Here is a 16,855-nt window from a genome sequence, read left to right as displayed (position 1 = left end):
GGATTGGGGATTGGGGATTGGGGACTGGGTAATATTCTTCATTTTTCCCAATTCCCAATGCCTCAATTCGTATCGAAACATTAAGGAATATTGCATTTAAGCAGAAACCTGAAGGTAAAGCGCCAAATCACTAGAAAGACCGTGGTAGTATGCTCTGGGTAAATGTGAAGATTGGGAGAAAGACCTTTGACACTACGGGTTGCTGTTATTGGGTCAGGCCCTGCTGGTTCATCTGCCGCAGAAACACTGGCAGCCTCTGGGATTGAAACCTACCTGTTTGAGCGGAAGCTAGACAATGCAAAGCCTTGTGGGGGCGCAATTCCCCTATGTATGGTGAGTGAATTTGACTTACCACCAGAGATTATCGATCGCCGGGTACGGAAGATGAAAATGATTTCACCTTCTAATCGGGAAGTTGATATTAATCTGGTAAATGAAGATGAATATATAGGAATGTGCCGCCGGGAAGTGCTAGATGGCTTTTTGCGCGATCGCGCGGCAAAACTAGGTGCAAATTTAATTAATGCCACTGTTCACAAACTTGATATACCAGGAAATAATACTGACCCCTATACCATCCATTACGTTGACCATACAGAAGGGATATCGCAGGGTATTGCCAAAACTCTGAAGGTGGATTTAATCATTGGGGCAGATGGGGCTAATTCTCGCGTTGCTAAAGAAATGGACGCTGGGGATTACAATTATGCGATCGCTTTCCAAGAGCGAATTCGCTTACCCGAAGACAAAATGGCCTACTACAACGACCTCGCCGAAATGTATGTCGGTGATGACGTTTCTACTGACTTCTACGCTTGGGTTTTCCCCAAACATGACCACGTAGCTGTCGGTACTGGTACGATGCACATCAATAAAGCCAGCATCAAACAGTTACAAGCTGGTATCCGCGCCCGTGCTTCCGAGAAGCTAGCAGGCGGTAAAATCATCAAAGTCGAAGCCCACCCCATTCCCGAACATCCCCGTCCCCGTCGTGTTGTTGGTCGCATCGCTTTGGTGGGAGATGCTGCTGGTTATGTTACCAAATCTTCTGGTGAAGGTATTTATTTTGCCGCTAAATCTGGGCGGATGTGTGCCGAAACTATTGTAGAAGCATCTAATAGTGGTAGCCGTATTCCTACAGAAGGCGACCTCAAGGTTTACCTGAAGCGTTGGGATAAGAGATATGGACTCACTTACAAAGTGCTGGACATTCTGCAAAATGTATTCTATCGTTCCAACGCTACCCGCGAAGCGTTCGTGGAAATGTGCGATGACCTTGATGTACAACGGCTAACATTCGATAGCTATCTGTATAAGACAGTTGTCCCAGCTAATCCCATTACCCAATTGAAAATTACTGCCAAAACCATTGGTAGTCTAATTCGGGGTAATGCTCTTGCACCTTAATTGAGCGCAAAGCACTGGGAATTCCAACAAATAAATTACTCAATTTTGTGGGGTAGGCATCTTGCACGCTTATTAATCAGGGCGGGCGAGACGCTTACCCCAAAAAATACAGGTTTTGAGGTATAGCAACCGCCAGGTTGATTAGGACACTAAACTCAGAACATGCTCCATCGCCGCTCGCAAGGTAGGAAAGTACTCCAGTTGCTTGCGGATACGACTTTTTAGCCAAGATCAGCACCGCTCAATTTTATTTAAATCAGGAGAGTAAGGTGGCAAGTACGCAACTACGAACCAGCAGCCTGCACTAAAAATAGTCCCTAGCGTGACTTATTGACGGCAATTATCACAATGTCCGCAACGCCAGTTAGCTGCGTCTTTATCAAAACCAAAAGCGTTTAACAAAAACTGCCAACGACACTGCTTTGTAGTCAGATATTGATGCATCTGTTTAGCAGCATGTAATTGCGTCGGTGGCTGATTTCCCGCTTTTTGCCCAATGGTGTAATGGAAAGGATCGAGCCAGTTTAACTGACCGCTGCTGTGAAGTAAAGCCAACGCCGTAGCACCGTCAGGAAATTGTCGGGTTACAGCATTCACTTCTCCCTGCTTTGGTAATTTTTTCACAAGTTGCTGCGCTATTTGTTGTTGCGATCGCATTTGCTCTTGAAAAAACTGCTGTCTTTGCTTATCCTCTGGATCTAACCACCCCGTAGGTTCACTCACCAATGTTAACGCTTCAGCCGGTTTCCCATCTCTTCCAGCCCGGCCAATTTCTTGCACATATTCAGAAAGCAGATGTGGTGCGTGGAAGTGAACAACCCACCGGACATTACTTTTATTAATCCCCATACCAAAGGCACAGGTACACACCACAAAGGGTATTTTGCCACTTAACCAGCTTGCTTCTACTTCACGGCGTTCTGTTGCACCCAATCCTGCATGATAACTAGCTGTAGCATAACCCATCTCTGCTAACCATTGGGCTAAATCTTCGCTATCTCTCCGAGTGCGAACGTAAACTAACCCCGATTGTTGAGGTCTATTTTGAATAAACTTTAATAATTGTTGTTTCCTACCTCGTGGTGTCCAAGCAATGCGAACGCTGGGATGCAAATTCGGACGGTAAGGATTTAAACGGAAAATCTCTGGTTGCTGTAATTGTAAAACTGTTTGAATAGTTTTTTGGGCTAAGGGATCAGCAGTCGCGGTAAAAGCGGCGATGCTAATTTTTGTTCCTGGTGGTTTTGATTTTAGCAATGCCGGACGCACCGCCCCTAATCTGCGATAAGCTGGGCGAAAAGTATCACCCCACTGCACTAAACAATGAGCTTCATCTAAAATCAAACCGTTAATTTGCAATTGCGGGTGACATAATTTTTCCCACACTGGCGCACTGAGCAAAGTTTCTGGTGATAAATAAAGTAATCTTAGCTGTTGACGTTCCAAAGATTGCAGAGTTGCACGACGTTGAGATGAAGATAATTCACTATGCAAAAGTGCTGCTTTTTGGTGGCTTTCTCGTAGTTCCTGCACTTGATTTTCCATCAGTGCCACTAAGGGCGAGACTACCAAAGTTAATCCTGTTTGTAGCAATGCAGGAAGTTGAAAACAAATCGATTTCCCGCCACCTGTGGGCATAATAATCAGCGCATCTTTTTGTGCCAATAAACTGCTGACAATTTCTCCCTGTGGCGGACGAAAATCTTCATAACCCCAGATTTTTTGAAAAGCCGCGCGGACTTCTTGCCAAGATTTTGTTGTAGGCTGATTCATAATTAATGCTAGATGCATCCATATCCTTGAACACTGAATATAGCTTCTGCTCTCCAACTAATGGTTCAGTAATTTCATCATCTCAGGCTGCAACGCACTGACTATAAGAATGAATTAGAATTAATTACTATATATCAAATAGAAGATTCAGATATATGAACGAAGAATTAAAACATAAATTTTACATCAGCACCGATCCATCCAAGTTGGATATTAAAATGATTCATGATTTTTTACAAACTTCCTATTGGGCTGAAAAGATCCCATTAGCCACTGTGGAAAAATCAATAAACAATTCTTTATCTTTTGGGCTTTATGAAGATAATCAACAAGTTGGCTTTGCGAGAGTCATCACTGACTATGCAACTTCTGCGTTGTTAAAAGATGTTTTTATTCTGGAGCCTTATCGGGGACAGGGTTTAGGAAAATGGTTTGTACAATATATTTTGGAATATCCAGAATTGCAAGATGTTCAAAGGTGGATGTTAGGTACAAAAGATGCTCATGGACTTTATCGCCGTTATGGTTTTAAAAATTTGACCGAGCCGGAAAAAATTATGATCCGTTTAAATCATAATTGCGATCGAGCTTAAGAAATTTTTCTGGCAGGGGAATTCCAGAATCTTTCTCCCCTGCACCCTGCTCCCCTGCCTCCTCGCTCGTGGTTAGAGTCTTAAATCCTAATCCGTCAATTTCTTACTAAGCCGAGGTTTAGCAGTTCTTCGGGAGAAGCCAGAATGTCAATTGCCAAAAAGAAAATTTTGCCTTGAGGATCGATCAAAAACCGCCATGCTAGGTTTATTCCCACATTGTCACCAAACCAGGAAGTTTGCACTTTCCCTGTGACTTTAATTTGTGTGAACCCTTCTGCTGCTGACTCAGATACCCCTCCTTCGGGAAGCAGCTTGAGTCCGTAGCATTCTTCACGCATATATGCAAGGATAGATTCTTGACCGACAATTGGTTCACGAAATTAGATTAATTTGTTGATTGTGTTTCAAAAATGGTGACGCTAGCTTGAACATAGGGAACAGGGAACAGGAAAGAGGAGAATAAGGATTTTCATCCCCTGGTTGTGGGGTTTTCCCGTGATTAGCTAACTTGGAAATGCCGGAGCTAACTGCTTTTCAAGACTTAGATCGCTGTGTCTAGAGAAATCACCCAAAATCCGTTGAGCGATCGCATAAGAGGACTGTTGGCAAATTGCTAAACAGGCAAGCACAGCAAGGAACTCATCAAAATCTAGGGGTTTGGTGAACAACAGATCAAATCCAGCAGACAGCACACGTTTGGTCATTTTTTCATCAGCATAGCCCGTTATAGCAATGGCTAAGACCACTTTCCCTCCCTCTCCTGCTTTGGTTCTCACTTGTTGAATCAGAGCAAAACCATCCTCTTGTGGCAAAGTAATATCACTCACGAGGACATCAGGTTGCCATTGCCTAAATATTTTCAAAGCTTGTTGGACTGAAAACGCTGTTTGTACCTCAACACCATAGAGTTGCAACAGTAGCTTAATTAAATCGCAGCAATCGACATTATCATCTACAACAAGTACTCGCAGTCCTTGGAGGGATGAAAAATTAGTAGGAAATCCATTATTTGTATACATCACAACTCCAATCAAGATTTTATTTGCAAGTAGTTGTAAAAAGCCGATCGCCCCAAACAGGTTTTAACTGGATGGTGACTGATGTCTTATTTAGTCCCCTGCATTATGACAAGTTACGGTTTCATTTCTGGGGTTATTTGATTAACTTCGACAAGAAAAGTAAAGAAAGTTTCATATCTGAATTATTTCAATATTGTTACGATTCCCCAGAGGGGACAGTGTGCGATCGCATTTTTATTCTCCTCATGGTTTATATCCATTTTAGTTTTTAAGCTTTGTATTATATTTAATCAACTCATACAGGAAATAACCCAACCGCCTGTCACAGTCAAAGAATAAATAGAGTAGATGGTCACAATGGTTGAAGCTATTACTAAACCTCAAGAGATTTCTCTAGATGATTTGTGGCAATCGGCATCCATCGATAATGCAGTTTTCCAGCCCAAATTACTAATCAATCTTCCCCCTGTAGCCCGTCGCTATCTGGAGAAGGCGATCACTCCTGGTACGCAGCTAGCCTCAGCAGTGAGATTGTGGATGCAGGGAGAAATGAAACTCGGAAAACATTGGCATTCATTTAAAGCGGAAGAAGTGATTTGCTGGGATCGAGGCATGATTTGGCAGGCGACGACTGAGATGAACGGCTTGCCGATTTTGGGATGCGATCGCGTCGTAGATGGTGCTGGAAATGCTTCGTGGAATACCATACAGAGAAGCGGAGAGGATATCACTCGATCGTGTGTGGGACGAGTTCAGACAGAGGCGGTGTGGCTACCTTCTGTCCTTTGTCGCTCTGATGTATCATGGACGGAATTAAGCGCATCGGTAGTACAGGCTAACTTCACAGCACTCGGCGAACCAGCCGAACTCACTTTAACAGTTAATAACCAAGGTATGTTAGAGCGAATGAAAATCCGTCGCTGGGGGAATCCCGAAGGCGGAGATTGCCACTATGTTGATTTTGGTGGAATCATCGACGAAAGCAGGACATTTGACGGCTACACAATCCCGACTCGCCTCCGCGTTGGTTGGTATTTTGATTCTCCAGAGGGGCGCGATCGCTTTGAGTCAGAAGGTGAATTCTTCCACTGTACGATCGATAAGGCAATATATAAATGAAGGAGACATCCATGTCTGACTCCATAAACAAACAAATTCTGCTCAAAAGTTACCCAACGGGCGAACCGAAAGAAAGCGATTTTGCCCTTATTGAAACGGCAATTCCAGAACTGGGAGAGTCAGAAATACTCACCCGCACGATTTACTTATCCCTCGATCCATATATGCGAGGAAGGATGAGCGATCGCGCTTCCTATACAACTCCCGCAGCATTAGGTAAAGTCATGGTGGGTAGCACTGTCAGCCAAGTGGTGAAATCAAACCACCCCCAATTTGCCGAGGGAGACTTTGTGCTGGGGTATGACGGTTGGCAAGCTTATGGAATATCCCAAGGCGAAACCTTGAGAAAACTTGACCCCAAACAATTACCAATCTCATCTGCTTTAGGTGTTGCTGGTATGCCTGGAATGACAGCCTATTTTGCCTTGCTAGATATTGGCCAGCCCAAAGCAGGCGAAACTGTTGTGGTTTCTGCGGCTTCTGGTGCTGTGGGTGCAGTTGTCGGTCAAATTGCCAAAATCAAAGGCTGTCGCGCTGTGGGTATTGCTGGTAGCGATGAGAAATGTGATTACATTGTGCATGAATTAGGCTTTGATGCTGGCATTAATCGCAAAACTCAAGACCTGAATTCTGCATTGAAAGCGGCTTGCCCAAATGGAATTGATATCTATGTCGATCATACAGCAGGGGCAATTTTAGAAACAGTGTTGCAACAGATCAATCTGGGCGCGAGAATTCCTTTGGTGGGTTTAATCTCCCAGTACAACGCCGAAACTCCACCACCTGGGCCAAATCTGATGCCTCTCTTGATTAAACGAGCGTCGATCGAAGGGTTTCTAGTTGGTGATTACCAAGCGCGTCAGCCAGAGTTTATCAATGATGTTTCTCAGTGGTTACAAGCTGGCAAACTCAAGTACAAAGAAGATGTAGTAAAAGGTCTGGAAAATGCACCCACCGCCTTTATTGGTTTACTACAAGGCAAAAATTTTGGTAAGTTAATTATTCAGGTTGGTGATGATCCAACAAAAAAATGATTAAATAAGATTTTCAACCATTAATATATTGGAGGTAATCGCAGAGTATGAGTGAATTAGTTGTAGTCAGTTTTGATGACAAATATAAAGCAGATGAAGTACTTCTAGAACTACTGAAACTTGAGCGAGAAAACTTAGCAGATTTGAAAGATGCAGTTGTGATTACCAAAAATGCGGTTGGTAAGATTAGGGTTAAACCATATCATGATTTAGTGGAACCTGGAGACTTGAGTAATGAACTCTGGGGTGGAATCATCAGCGCAGTTTTCTTTCATCGCGCTCTTACTATTAAAGAGGGCGTATTTGATGGTAGTTTTTTAACAGAAGTTGAAGAATCTTTAAAACCAAATTCTTCATCATTGTTTGTTATAATTTCCAATGCTAATCTAGAGAAAATAATTGCAGAAATTAATCGTTTTGGAGGAAAGTTAATTAGAACAAGTTTTTCTCAAGACAAAATTGATAACTTGCAAAAAACTCTCAGTCCTGCTTAGAAGATGTTTGAAAAGTATTTGGCTGTGATTTTAGGTACTTAGAGATCCCCCCTAGCCCCCCTTAAAAAGGGGGAAGAATCAAAGTCCCCCTTTTTAAGGGGGATTTAGGGGGATCTGAAATGTTTTGCTAGCAACGAGAGGACTTTTCAAACAGCCTCTTAGAAGATGTTTGAAAAATTGGCAGTTGAGTAAAAAAACTATCAGGGCATAAGCTGTAGATATATAGATACAGCACAACACGATTAAAAGCCATGAGTGAAGCAGAATCCAGCAACCTCACCCAAGAACTCTTGAGGATATAAAGTCTGCTATTTATAGGGTTAAAGGTATCTTTTATACCTTTAACCCTTATTACATATTCAAGCTTTTTATTACTTTTAATTACAATTTATATCGTAATCAATTAATTCATACAGTAAATCAAACGCTAGTCGCCCAAAGTAGTGAAGGAAGGAAATCGTCTCACGAGCTTAGAGTAATTCTAAAAGGACAAGCGATCGCAGTCATGAAAATTACTAGTGCTGTCCACGCCCAAGCAGCTACAAATACAAGCAATTCTAACTGAATTATTAATTATGAATTATTTTGACTTACCAAGAATATTGCGATCGCAGAATAATCAGATTTTGAGTATCAAATCATGCCCACTGCAACCGATTTCAAAGATTACTACGCCATTTTAGGAGTCAGCAAAACTGCAACTCCTGAAGAAATCAAGCGAGCTTACCGCAAACTTGCTCGTAAACATCATCCTGATGTAAATCCTGGTAATTCAGAAGCAGAGGAACAATTCAAAGCCATCAACGAAGCCAACGAGGTTGTATCGAATCCAGAAACGCGCGAAAAGTATGACCAGTTTGGACAATATTGGAAGCAAGGGGCATTTGCGTTGGTTGCTCCTCCTGGAGAAACCAACGCAAATGCCGCAGGATTTGACCAATATGGCAACTTTGATGACTTTATCAATGATTTGCTTGGTAATTTAGGCGGCAGAAAAAGAGCAGGTGGGACTCATTACCGCACCTCGACTCAGCAGCCTGACGATTTTACTGGATTTCGTAGCCAAGCACCAGCACCTGATACTGAAGCTGCGATCGCACTTTCCTTTTCAGAAGCATTTCATGGTGTGCAAAAACGGTTGCAGTTGGATGATGAAACCATTAACGTTCGGATTCCCCCAGGTGCTAAACCAGGTAGTCGGATTCGGATTAAAGGAAAAGGTCGCCTCAGTCCTTTTTCTCCACAGCGAGGGGATTTGTATCTCACAATCGAATTATTTCCCCATCCATTTTTTCAGTTTTCAGGTGATAACCTAACCTGTGAAGTTCCCATTCGCCCCGATGAAGCCGTCTTAGGTACTCAAATTCACGTGCCAACCCCAGATGGTGATGTGATGATGACCGTTCCAAAAGGGGTAAATTCCGGGCAATCGCTGCGGCTGCGAGGCAAAGGTTGGATATTGCCGAAAGGAAATCGAACCGATCTAATTTTGAAACTTCAGATCGTGTCGCCGCAGGAGTTGAGCGAAATCGAGCAGGATTGCTATGAAAAGATTCAGTCTAATAGCAGTTTTAACCCCCGTTCTGCAATAGAAGAGATGAAATTATGAGCGAGTTTAGACTCTCCACTACGGTTATTTCTCCAGAAGGCGATCGCCTTTATACCTTTGAATATGCAGCTTTGGTGACGGAAACCTCAACCATCGTCATTGAACAATATGTGCAAGTGGGATTGATTGAGCCGATTGGTTCCATGCTGCGATCGCGAGAAATTGCCCGAATTGCTCAAATTCAACGGTTACGCCAGGATTTAGGAGTCAATCTCGTCGGAGCGGTAATGGTCTTAGATATGGCGCAGGAAATCGCCCAACTGCGGGCAAGGTTAAAAGCCTTACAATCTTGATGTGAATTACTCCAACCTGCTTTGCTTCGCTAAGGTAATTTAATGTTTGCGAGTCGATGCAATTGTATTGTCATCATCAATTGATTATAGTTATCGTCTTTTTATTTGAATTTGTGGAAAATCCTGAAGATCAAGAAGAAGCGATATTACTCATAAATTTGGGATCTCATGATGAAGTATATTAGCTAGTGCGATGCTTGAGTTGGGCATAGTCATCGCCGATATTGTAGTGCAGACTGTCTCTATAAAATTAGCGATCTGCCGTAGGCGGCAGCGCGATCGCACTCCATAAACCACACCAAAAAGCGATCGCTCTTATTTTTGATTGTTGTCGATATGGAAAAGGAGGAAATTTTACAATGGATAAATTAGAGAAATATCGTAGTTATATTAAAAAAATATTAACAGAATATCACGAATGGGTTTCTGGTTCAGCCAATTTAGATCGAGAAAGTTGCCTTGTTTTTGACGAGATACACGATCAATATTTTTGGCTGTTTATGGGTTGGGAAGGGAAGAAAAAAATCAGAAATATTCAAGTTCATATTCGCATTAAAAATCAGAAGATTTATATTGAGGAAGATTGGACGGAGGAAGGAATTGCTACTGAGTTATTAAAGGAAAATGTGCCGAAAGAGGATATTGTTCTAGCTTTCCACGATCCAGAAACTCGTAAGTTAACTGAGTTTGCTGTTGCTTAAATTACAGTAAAATTTCGTCATCTGGGTTAACGAAGCGCGTAAATCACTATTAATACGTCATTTGGGTATCAAAAACACCTTCTTGAACCAGCCCCGTCGAGGTTTTAGCATTGCGTCCACAATTTGCTTCATATCTTGGTATTGGCGATCGCTTAGAAGTTATTGCAGCAGTGAATATGTTTGAAACCCTCTTTACGTCCAATCCCAGTGTTGAAAAGAAAGTCAGCATCCGTCCTCGCAAAGGTGTGATTATTGGTGCTGGACAGGTAGGTATGGCCTGTGCCTACTCCATGATGATCCAAAACTGTTTTGATGAGTTGATTCTTCAAGATATTCAGACAGAGCGGCTTCAGGGAGAGGTCATGGATCTGATGCATGGCATTCCTTTTGTCGAGCCTATTGAGATTAAAGCTGGCACTGTTGCTGATGTCGGACAGAATGCAGACATAGTGATTATTACTGCTGGAGCCAGTCAGAAGCCGGGAGAAAACCGCCTGGAGCTAGTTGGACGCAATGTTGCTATCTTCAAGAGCTTGATTGCAGATATCGTCAAATATTGTCCCAATGCCACCCTGCTGATTGTCAGCAATCCAGTAGATATTATGACTTACGTGACGCTAAAACTCTCCGGTTTTCCTGCTGCCAGGGTAATTGGCTCTGGAACGGTGCTTGACTCTGCCCGTTTTCGTACCCTGTTAGCGCAGAAAATGGGCATTGATCCACGCAGCGTTCATGCTTACATCATTGGTGAACATGGCGACAGTGAAGTACCCGTTTGGAGCAAGGTGAATATTGCCGGAATGCCCCTTTATGACCGAGAGGGTAGTTCAGCAGTAGACAAGGCTGCACTACAGGAGATTTTTGAGCGTGTTAAAAACGCTGGCTACGAAATCCTCAAACGCAAAGGGTGTACTTCCTACGCTATTGGACTGGCAACGACTGAAATTGTCCAAGCTATTCTGCGCGGACAAGAGCGTATTCTTACCGTTAGCTCCCTGGTGAATGACTTCTACGGCATTAGCGATGTTTGTCTCAGTCTGCCCTCTGTGGTGAATGAAAAAGGTGTGATTAAGAGGGTCAACCTTACCCTCAATGACACGGAACAACAACAGCTGATTCATTCTGCACAGATTCTGCGTGACATTTTTGATACCCTGGAACTCTAGATATATGCGTTCTACTTGCAGCAGCGCTTCTGCTCAGGCAGACGCTTCGCGATCGCATACAGTATATTGACGATAGAATTAGGACATATTTTACTTACAAATCAGATTGTCAAATTAATTTTTTTTGATGATGAAAGTGAAGTTATTGTTCAATGGATACCCGAATAGGATATCGAGAAATCATTAAGTTCGACAATATACAGGGTTTGCTGTTGCCTGATGGCTAAAAGTAGCGATCGCCTTTCACCACAACTACAGCCCGATCGTAGCTCACATCAACAAAACTGCGATCGCGTAACTGTCACGCTCCTCTATTTTCTTTGCTTCATCGGCTTTGTCACCCCGTCAGCCTTTTCTCTATACTTGCGCGACTAGTCAACTCTAGCTACTCTCTTGAAGAAAAGAGTGTTTGCCAATCTTGTACAAAGGATGGTGGAACCGATAGATTAATCGCCTCACCACCGATCGCTGGCACTGTCAAGCTTAGAGGAATTTCTGGCTGCAACTGCGGTAACAAGGGCTGAATATCATACTGTCCTACATTAGATTCGGGAGCAGATAAATCAGTGAACAGAGTACTGGAGGTATCATCCGCAGCAAGTGTTTTACCCATTGAATCAGCCAACAATAAAGGTTTACTGCGGTCAATTTCTACTGCACTAATAAACCCCACCAAACGGAGTTCAAGACTAGTTTTGCCATTGGGAGGAGTACGTTTAAAGGCGATCGCCTGCCAGTTATTCCCGTGCTGATCTTTCAAGGTTTGTCTAGATTGGTAAACCATTTGTCCTGGGGCTTCTTCTAATTGACGAATGGTAGCTCTCGCTGGCGCGATCGCCAGATTAATAGTCAACGTCCAGACTAGCATTCCGAGTATGAGTGTTGCTCCAATGAAACGATAAATTGATTTCATTTTTATTCCTCTCTAAATCTATGTAAATCATCATTAATTGACGACTTTTTAAAGTGCCTTTTGAATTTCTTTCGATTCCTATTCCTAAAGCTATAAAAACGAATGTTGGATCAGTCGATCGCTCGATCCGCTTACTATTGGCTTTGGCGCTGTTTTATCTGGTATTAAACCCTTTATTTGTGTAATCGCATCCTACTTTTGTAAAGGTTCTCCTGCTGCTTTCCAACCTTGAATGCTAGGAGGAAAACCATGCACGTTAGTACGTCCTAATATTTGCAAAGTCATAACTCCCATTGCGCTTCGATAGCCTGTTGTGCAGTAGAGAACTACAGGGCGATCTTGGGGAATTTTATCAAGATTGGCAATTAAGGTTTGCAAGGGGATATTAATGGCATTGGGAATGTGACCGGAGTTATATTCAGAAGGCTGTCTGACATCAATTAATTCTGCATTAAATGTTGCATTATCGTTTTTGATAATATTTTTGAGAGCTTCTGTATTTGCGATCGTGTAATAATCGTTAGGAAGAGAAGTCAAAAAATGATCGATCGCTTCCGATAATTGGGCTTGGGGCATCGAACTAGCAGATGCGACGGGGATGGGTGCGATCGCCAAAATACAAATGAATGATAATATTCCTAGCAATAATCTTAGAAAAAGATTCTTCATATTTTTCTCCTCAAGTTGTGTGACTGACATATAAAGCAGTTGGGCTGAAACACTTTAGCCCAGCAGGTTGAATACTCGTCATCCTGCGCCATTCTTCATCATTTGGCTCAAAATCTTCTGGACAATTTGCACCCCTGTCACAGCTTGCCAGCCAAACAATCCCAGTAAAATCAGGTTCAGCGAAATGTGGATGCTGCGAACCCAGTCATGCTTCTGCATGAAGGGAACTAACGCAGCAGATGTGGAAATCAACCCCACCATTCCTAACCCGGCAAATAGATGGGGGCCAATCACAATTTTGCCACTGTTAAGATAGGTAACAGTTATCCCCCCGATCGCCCCCATTACCATTAGCGCGAGCAAGATCGAGCCAATTTGATGATGGCGGATGGCAAAGCGACTCTTTACCAGTTCTTTTTTAGACTCTCCTTCTGCCAGCCTCGTCCGCCGAACTTGCACACTCAGATACATGGCGTAGAGGGCAACGACTAATAAAATCCACATGGTAATCGGGTGGAAAAAGCTGAGATAGGGCTGGAGAACTGCTAGATTATGCAAACTCATAATGGTTATCTCCAAAGTATTTGCGTATATTGAATATGAGGATTGCTTGAAGTGAATTAACAACTCTGCTTCTACGATTACCCTGACAGGCTGTTGTTTGATTTATTGAATGAATTGAATCAATTGATTAAATATGGTACAAAACTTATCTTGGCTCAATTACATTCTTATCAGATAATCTTTATAACCAAAAATGCAAGTCCATAGGCTGCTGCTGCCTACGTGAATTCATATATCGTAATAAAAAGCTCGAAGACGCGACAAAAGTCTTGATAAAAGTTTGTCTATAACCTCAAAAAAAATTGGCTATCCCTCTCATTCCTTGAAAAGATAGAAGACCGCCGATTTATTCATTAGTTAGTTGGTTATTGCTACTAAAGTTGTTGGCAGAATTTCAGGGTATAACGTGTAGCGTTGTCGGTGTTTTTATATTTTTATGATAACAGCTATATTTTACCAAAAAAGTATCACATTAAATCTCATTCTTTTGACATAGTATTTTTTTAGTCGCCGTTATAGAAAAAATTAAATTTATATTTGACATTTTTCTTACTTTTTATATTGTAATCAAACAAATAACCCTAGAAATCAAACAACACTATGTCATGGTATAGAAAATTAACAAGAGAGCAAAAGTGCTTTTTCACCTCTTGATTGATATTTGGTTCACCAAACCCCTGGATTTTGATGAGTTCCTTGCTATGCTTGCTTGTTTAGCTATTTACCAACAGCCATCATCTGCGAACGGCTTGCCGTCTGCGACAGCAATCGCTTAACAGATTTTGGGTCAAGTCCTAGAAATGGATAACTAAGTCTTTAAAAGCAGTTAAAAAAGGCATATCTCAGTTATTATCACCATTTTTGAAACGCTATAAAACAACGATGAAAGTAGGCAAAATGTCAATAACACATTTGCGACTCGATTAATCAATTAAATATTTGTTCTGGAGAATCACTATGTTAGATATCGATGAAATGGGTACAAAAGAGATACATGAACTCTTGCAGAAAGTAGGACATGGGCACTTAGCTTGTGCCTTTGAAGGACATCCTTCTGTTGTACCTATGCGCTATTATTTTGAAGAGCCAAACATCTACATCTTTACTACGGTTGGGATGAAGACCAAGTATATGGATGCGAATCCAGAAGTTTGTTTGCAGGTTGAAGAAATCCACGATCAAAAGCATTGGCGTAGCGTTACTGTAACAGGTCTTGCTGAACACATCACTATTGAGCAAGACATCGATCGCGTGATGCAATTTGTCAAAACCCAAAATCCAACGCTTTCACCCGCGATTAATCGCACCTGGATTGATGCCTGGGGTCGTGCGGAAGAAATGGCGCTCTATTGTATCCATCCTACTGAGATGGCCGGGCGAACCACTGATGGACTTAGCAGCCGGTGAGAATCTATAGCGCTTCTCGAATGGAAGCAATACACTTTGACCTCTCTCCAAACCTCTCTCCTAAAAGGAGAGAGGCTTTGAATCTTACTCCCCAACGCTAGTAGGGAAGGGGCAGGGGGTTAGGTCTGTATTTCATGTAATTGAGAACCGCTATTGATCTGTTTTTTATGTTTCAGAGGAAAAAGCAGAATTATGGTTTCAACCGTCAATCTCAATACCGTGGTTGGTTTATCTGAGCAAGAGGCGATCGCTCGGCTCAAGCAAGATGGCTACAATGAACTCCCCTCGTCGCGATCTCGGAGTATTTTATCCTTCGCTTGGGAAACCGTTCAAGATCCAATCTTCCTCTTGCTGGTTGGTGGTGGGATCATCTATTGGATTTTAGGCGATCTACAAGAAGCCTTAATTTTGCTGGGTTTCGTCTTCTTCATCACAGGGATCAGCCTTTACCAAGAAGGTAAAACCGAACACGCCCTAGAAGCATTACGCGATCTTTCCAGTCCTCGCGCCTTAGTAATTTGGGATGGACAGCGAAAACGGATTGCAGGGCGAGAAGTTGTTCGAGAAGATATCTTAGTTCTAGCAGAAGGCGATTCTCTTTCAGAGACGCTTCGCGAACGCGTGTCTGCGGATGCAATCATGCTTTCCTGCTCAAATCTCTCAACCGATGAGTCGTTATTAACCGGGGAATCGCTACCTGTTCGCAAAGTTGCAGCTGTGGGCAGTATGCAAATGGCGCGTCCTGGCGGAGATGAGTTGCCCTTTGTATATTCTGGCACATTGGTAGTTCAAGGACAGGGAATTGCTCAAGTCCAAGCGGTGGGCGCTCAAACAGAGATGGGCAAGATTGGCAACGCCTTACAAAAACTCAAGCCGGAACCGACTCCCCTACAACAAGAAATGACTCGGTTAGTGAGCCGTTTGTTTGGCATCGCTTTATTATTGTGTATAGCGATCGTTGTTATTTATGGAATCACGCGAGGAGATTGGCTCAAGGGATTTCTTGCAGGTATTACCTTAGCAATGGCAATTTTGCCGAATGAATTTCCGGTTGTTGTTACCATCTTTTTAGCATTGGGTGCTTGGCGCATTTCTCAGAAACACGTTTTAGCTCGTCGCGCCTCAGCTGTTGAAACCTTGGGTTCTGCAACCGTTCTGTGTGTGGATAAAACCGGGACACTAACATTGAATCAGATGGCTGTGCAACAGCTATTTGCATATAACCAGACAGAAAATCCTCAGCCATATAATTTGGAATTGCATTCACGAGAGACTCTCCCCGAAGCAGTTCATGAATTAGTCGAGTTCTCCATTCTGGCGAGTCAAAGAGATCCCTTTGATCCAATGGAGAAAGCGTTTAAGGAATTGGGATCTCATTATCTCGCACATACCGAACATCTGCACGACGATTGGAAACTGTTGCGAGAATATCCGCTCTCACCGCATCTATTGGCAATGTCTCACGTTTGGCAGTCACCCGATGGTAAGCAGTATGAAATTGCAGCGAAAGGAGCGCCGGAAGCGATCGCGGATCTCTGTCATTTCACACCCCAACAGCAGAGAATTCTGGCAACCCAAATCAGTGAAATGGCAAATCAAGGATTGCGTGTGTTAGGTGTTGCCAAAGCGTCTCTTATTGATGCACCGCCCCCATTTTTGCCGCCTCATCCATCCCTAAATCCTGAGCATTTACCCAACGAGCAACATGACTTTCCTTTTCAATTTGTCGGATTAGTGGGATTGTCCGATCCAGTGCGTCCAAACGTTGCGGCGGCAATTCAAGAATGTTATACCGCAGGTATTCGAGTAGTGATGATTACGGGTGATTATCCCGGAACCGCTCAAACCATTGCCCGTCAAATTGGATTGATGCAAATGGGAGCCATTCTGGATCTCATGAGTGACGCTGAACTCGATCAACGTATTCAAAGTACGAATATCTTTGCAAGAGCCGTTCCCGAACAAAAATTGCGGTTGGTGAATGCTTTAACATTTACAACCTTGATTTTGGCAAATTTATTCTTAATTTTGAGCGAAAGTTCTTCATCGCGCCTCAGCCTAAAAATTCTGAAATCTCCTAACAATGCCCTTTAG

General features: G+C 42.8%; 19 protein-coding genes and 2 pseudogenes. 14 read left to right on the top strand and 7 right to left on the bottom strand.

Annotated elements, in window-relative coordinates; genetic code table 11:
- Positions 1-186: 186 nt before the first annotated feature.
- Positions 187-1,407, top strand: a complete 1,221-nt coding sequence (gene chlP / locus CDG77_RS13840; protein ID WP_094329934.1) for a geranylgeranyl reductase — start codon at positions 187-189, stop codon at positions 1,405-1,407.
- A 141-nt stretch (positions 1,408-1,548) separates the two neighbouring features.
- Here chlP and CDG77_RS13835 read toward each other — a convergent pair.
- Positions 1,549-1,710, bottom strand: a pseudogene (locus CDG77_RS13835) (transposase); the annotation flags it as partial.
- Positions 1,711-1,734: 24 nt separating this feature from the next.
- Positions 1,735-3,180, bottom strand: coding sequence for a RecQ family ATP-dependent DNA helicase (locus CDG77_RS13830; RefSeq protein WP_094329938.1), 1,446 nt, complete (start codon positions 3,178-3,180; stop codon positions 1,735-1,737).
- A gap of 155 nt (positions 3,181-3,335) precedes the next feature.
- Here CDG77_RS13830 and CDG77_RS13825 point away from each other — a divergent pair, with 155 nt between their 5' ends.
- Positions 3,336-3,773, top strand: a complete 438-nt coding sequence (locus CDG77_RS13825; protein WP_094329933.1) for a GNAT family N-acetyltransferase — start codon at positions 3,336-3,338, stop codon at positions 3,771-3,773.
- Between the two features lie 95 nt (positions 3,774-3,868).
- On the opposite strand, the pseudogene CDG77_RS13820 reads toward CDG77_RS13825, so the two are convergent.
- Both CDG77_RS13820 and CDG77_RS13815 read right to left on the bottom strand, forming a co-directional pair.
- Positions 3,869-4,153: pseudogene (locus CDG77_RS13820) on the bottom strand (ketosteroid isomerase family protein); the annotation flags it as partial.
- Positions 4,154-4,276: 123 nt separating this feature from the next.
- Positions 4,277-4,792 (bottom strand): response regulator, encoded by a 516-nt coding sequence (locus CDG77_RS13815; RefSeq protein ID WP_094329931.1) that lies wholly within the window; start codon positions 4,790-4,792, stop codon positions 4,277-4,279.
- Between CDG77_RS13815 and CDG77_RS13810 the strand changes: the two genes are divergently transcribed.
- The 9 genes from CDG77_RS13810 to CDG77_RS36485 all read left to right on the top strand — a co-directional run bounded on the left by CDG77_RS13810 (position 4,783) and on the right by CDG77_RS36485 (position 11,583).
- On the top strand, positions 4,783-5,064 hold the full coding sequence (locus CDG77_RS13810; RefSeq protein ID WP_094329930.1) for a hypothetical protein: 282 nt from the start codon (positions 4,783-4,785) through the stop codon (positions 5,062-5,064). The two genes, CDG77_RS13815 and CDG77_RS13810, sit on opposite strands and share 10 nt — an antisense overlap.
- Before the next feature lie 85 nt (positions 5,065-5,149).
- Positions 5,150-5,911, top strand: coding sequence for a DUF6544 family protein (locus CDG77_RS13805; protein WP_094329937.1), 762 nt, complete (start codon positions 5,150-5,152; stop codon positions 5,909-5,911).
- Between the two features lie 11 nt (positions 5,912-5,922).
- Positions 5,923-6,945, top strand: a complete 1,023-nt coding sequence (locus tag CDG77_RS13800; RefSeq protein ID WP_094329929.1) for an NADP-dependent oxidoreductase — start codon at positions 5,923-5,925, stop codon at positions 6,943-6,945.
- Positions 6,946-6,992: 47 nt separating this feature from the next.
- On the top strand, positions 6,993-7,439 hold the full coding sequence (locus CDG77_RS13795; RefSeq protein WP_094329928.1) for a DUF1269 domain-containing protein: 447 nt from the start codon (positions 6,993-6,995) through the stop codon (positions 7,437-7,439).
- Between the two features lie 640 nt (positions 7,440-8,079).
- Entirely contained in the window at positions 8,080-9,048 is a 969-nt protein-coding gene (locus tag CDG77_RS13790; protein WP_094329927.1) for a DnaJ C-terminal domain-containing protein, read from the top strand.
- Complete coding sequence (locus tag CDG77_RS13785; RefSeq protein WP_094329926.1) at positions 9,045-9,341, top strand: chaperone modulator CbpM; 297 nt, start codon at positions 9,045-9,047, stop codon at positions 9,339-9,341. Before CDG77_RS13790 ends, CDG77_RS13785 begins: the two co-directional genes overlap by 4 nt.
- 359 nt (positions 9,342-9,700) lie before the next feature.
- A complete protein-coding gene (locus tag CDG77_RS13775; protein WP_094329925.1) occupies positions 9,701-10,042 on the top strand; it encodes a XisI protein in 342 nt (113 codons plus the stop codon).
- A gap of 110 nt (positions 10,043-10,152) precedes the next feature.
- The gene (locus CDG77_RS13770; RefSeq protein ID WP_223269809.1) at positions 10,153-11,208 is read left to right on the top strand and encodes an L-lactate dehydrogenase; all 1,056 of its coding nucleotides are present in this window, start codon (positions 10,153-10,155) and stop codon (positions 11,206-11,208) included.
- Positions 11,209-11,427: 219 nt separating this feature from the next.
- A complete protein-coding gene (locus CDG77_RS36485) occupies positions 11,428-11,583 on the top strand; it encodes a hypothetical protein (protein ID WP_190233973.1) in 156 nt (51 codons plus the stop codon).
- 10 nt (positions 11,584-11,593) lie between these two features.
- Here CDG77_RS36485 and CDG77_RS13760 read toward each other — a convergent pair whose 3' ends face one another.
- The 3 genes from CDG77_RS13760 to CDG77_RS13750 form a co-directional block, all read right to left on the bottom strand.
- Positions 11,594-12,121 carry a DUF3122 domain-containing protein gene (locus tag CDG77_RS13760; protein ID WP_094329924.1) on the bottom strand — a complete coding sequence of 176 codons (528 nt, stop codon included), beginning with the start codon at positions 12,119-12,121 and terminating at the stop codon, positions 11,594-11,596.
- Positions 12,122-12,313: 192 nt separating this feature from the next.
- Entirely contained in the window at positions 12,314-12,790 is a 477-nt protein-coding gene (locus tag CDG77_RS13755; RefSeq protein WP_094329923.1) for a rhodanese-like domain-containing protein, read from the bottom strand.
- 78 nt (positions 12,791-12,868) lie between these two features.
- On the bottom strand, positions 12,869-13,354 hold the full coding sequence (locus CDG77_RS13750; protein WP_094329922.1) for a DUF4079 domain-containing protein: 486 nt from the start codon (positions 13,352-13,354) through the stop codon (positions 12,869-12,871).
- Between the two features lie 635 nt (positions 13,355-13,989).
- Between CDG77_RS13750 and CDG77_RS36480 the strand changes: the two genes are divergently transcribed.
- The 3 genes from CDG77_RS36480 (at position 13,990) to CDG77_RS13740 (ending at position 16,855) form a co-directional block, all read left to right on the top strand.
- The gene (locus CDG77_RS36480) at positions 13,990-14,130 is read left to right on the top strand and encodes a hypothetical protein (RefSeq protein ID WP_190233972.1); all 141 of its coding nucleotides are present in this window, start codon (positions 13,990-13,992) and stop codon (positions 14,128-14,130) included.
- Between the two features lie 163 nt (positions 14,131-14,293).
- Positions 14,294-14,761, top strand: a complete 468-nt coding sequence (locus CDG77_RS13745) for a pyridoxamine 5'-phosphate oxidase family protein (RefSeq protein ID WP_223269808.1) — start codon at positions 14,294-14,296, stop codon at positions 14,759-14,761.
- Positions 14,762-14,953: 192 nt separating this feature from the next.
- A complete protein-coding gene (locus CDG77_RS13740; protein WP_223269807.1) occupies positions 14,954-16,855 on the top strand; it encodes a cation-translocating P-type ATPase in 1,902 nt (633 codons plus the stop codon).

Source organism: Nostoc sp. 'Peltigera membranacea cyanobiont' 213, from assembly GCF_002245975.1.
GTDB lineage: Bacteria > Cyanobacteriota > Cyanobacteriia > Cyanobacteriales > Nostocaceae > Nostoc.
Note: the sequence above shows the minus strand (reverse complement) of the source record. Positions and strands in the feature narration are given on the sequence as shown.

What these genes read in the sequence shown, in the direction of transcription:
- CDG77_RS13830 (WP_094329938.1), bottom strand. Translation starts at nt 3,180, where the DNA reads ATGAATCAGCCTACAACAAAATCTTGGCAAGAAGTCCGCGCGGCTTTT.
- CDG77_RS13825 (WP_094329933.1), top strand. Translation starts at nt 3,336, where the DNA reads ATGAACGAAGAATTAAAACATAAATTTTACATCAGCACCGATCCATCC.
- CDG77_RS13815 (WP_094329931.1), bottom strand. Translation starts at nt 4,792, where the DNA reads ATGTATACAAATAATGGATTTCCTACTAATTTTTCATCCCTCCAAGGA.
- CDG77_RS13805 (WP_094329937.1), top strand. Translation starts at nt 5,150, where the DNA reads ATGGTTGAAGCTATTACTAAACCTCAAGAGATTTCTCTAGATGATTTG.
- CDG77_RS13800 (WP_094329929.1), top strand. Translation starts at nt 5,923, where the DNA reads ATGTCTGACTCCATAAACAAACAAATTCTGCTCAAAAGTTACCCAACG.
- CDG77_RS13795 (WP_094329928.1), top strand. Translation starts at nt 6,993, where the DNA reads ATGAGTGAATTAGTTGTAGTCAGTTTTGATGACAAATATAAAGCAGAT.
- CDG77_RS13790 (WP_094329927.1), top strand. Translation starts at nt 8,080, where the DNA reads ATGCCCACTGCAACCGATTTCAAAGATTACTACGCCATTTTAGGAGTC.
- CDG77_RS13785 (WP_094329926.1), top strand. Translation starts at nt 9,045, where the DNA reads ATGAGCGAGTTTAGACTCTCCACTACGGTTATTTCTCCAGAAGGCGAT.
- CDG77_RS13775 (WP_094329925.1), top strand. Translation starts at nt 9,701, where the DNA reads ATGGATAAATTAGAGAAATATCGTAGTTATATTAAAAAAATATTAACA.
- CDG77_RS36485 (WP_190233973.1), top strand. Translation starts at nt 11,428, where the DNA reads ATGGCTAAAAGTAGCGATCGCCTTTCACCACAACTACAGCCCGATCGT.
- CDG77_RS13760 (WP_094329924.1), bottom strand. Translation starts at nt 12,121, where the DNA reads ATGAAATCAATTTATCGTTTCATTGGAGCAACACTCATACTCGGAATG.
- CDG77_RS13755 (WP_094329923.1), bottom strand. Translation starts at nt 12,790, where the DNA reads ATGAAGAATCTTTTTCTAAGATTATTGCTAGGAATATTATCATTCATT.
- CDG77_RS13750 (WP_094329922.1), bottom strand. Translation starts at nt 13,354, where the DNA reads ATGAGTTTGCATAATCTAGCAGTTCTCCAGCCCTATCTCAGCTTTTTC.
- CDG77_RS13740 (WP_223269807.1), top strand. Translation starts at nt 14,954, where the DNA reads ATGGTTTCAACCGTCAATCTCAATACCGTGGTTGGTTTATCTGAGCAA.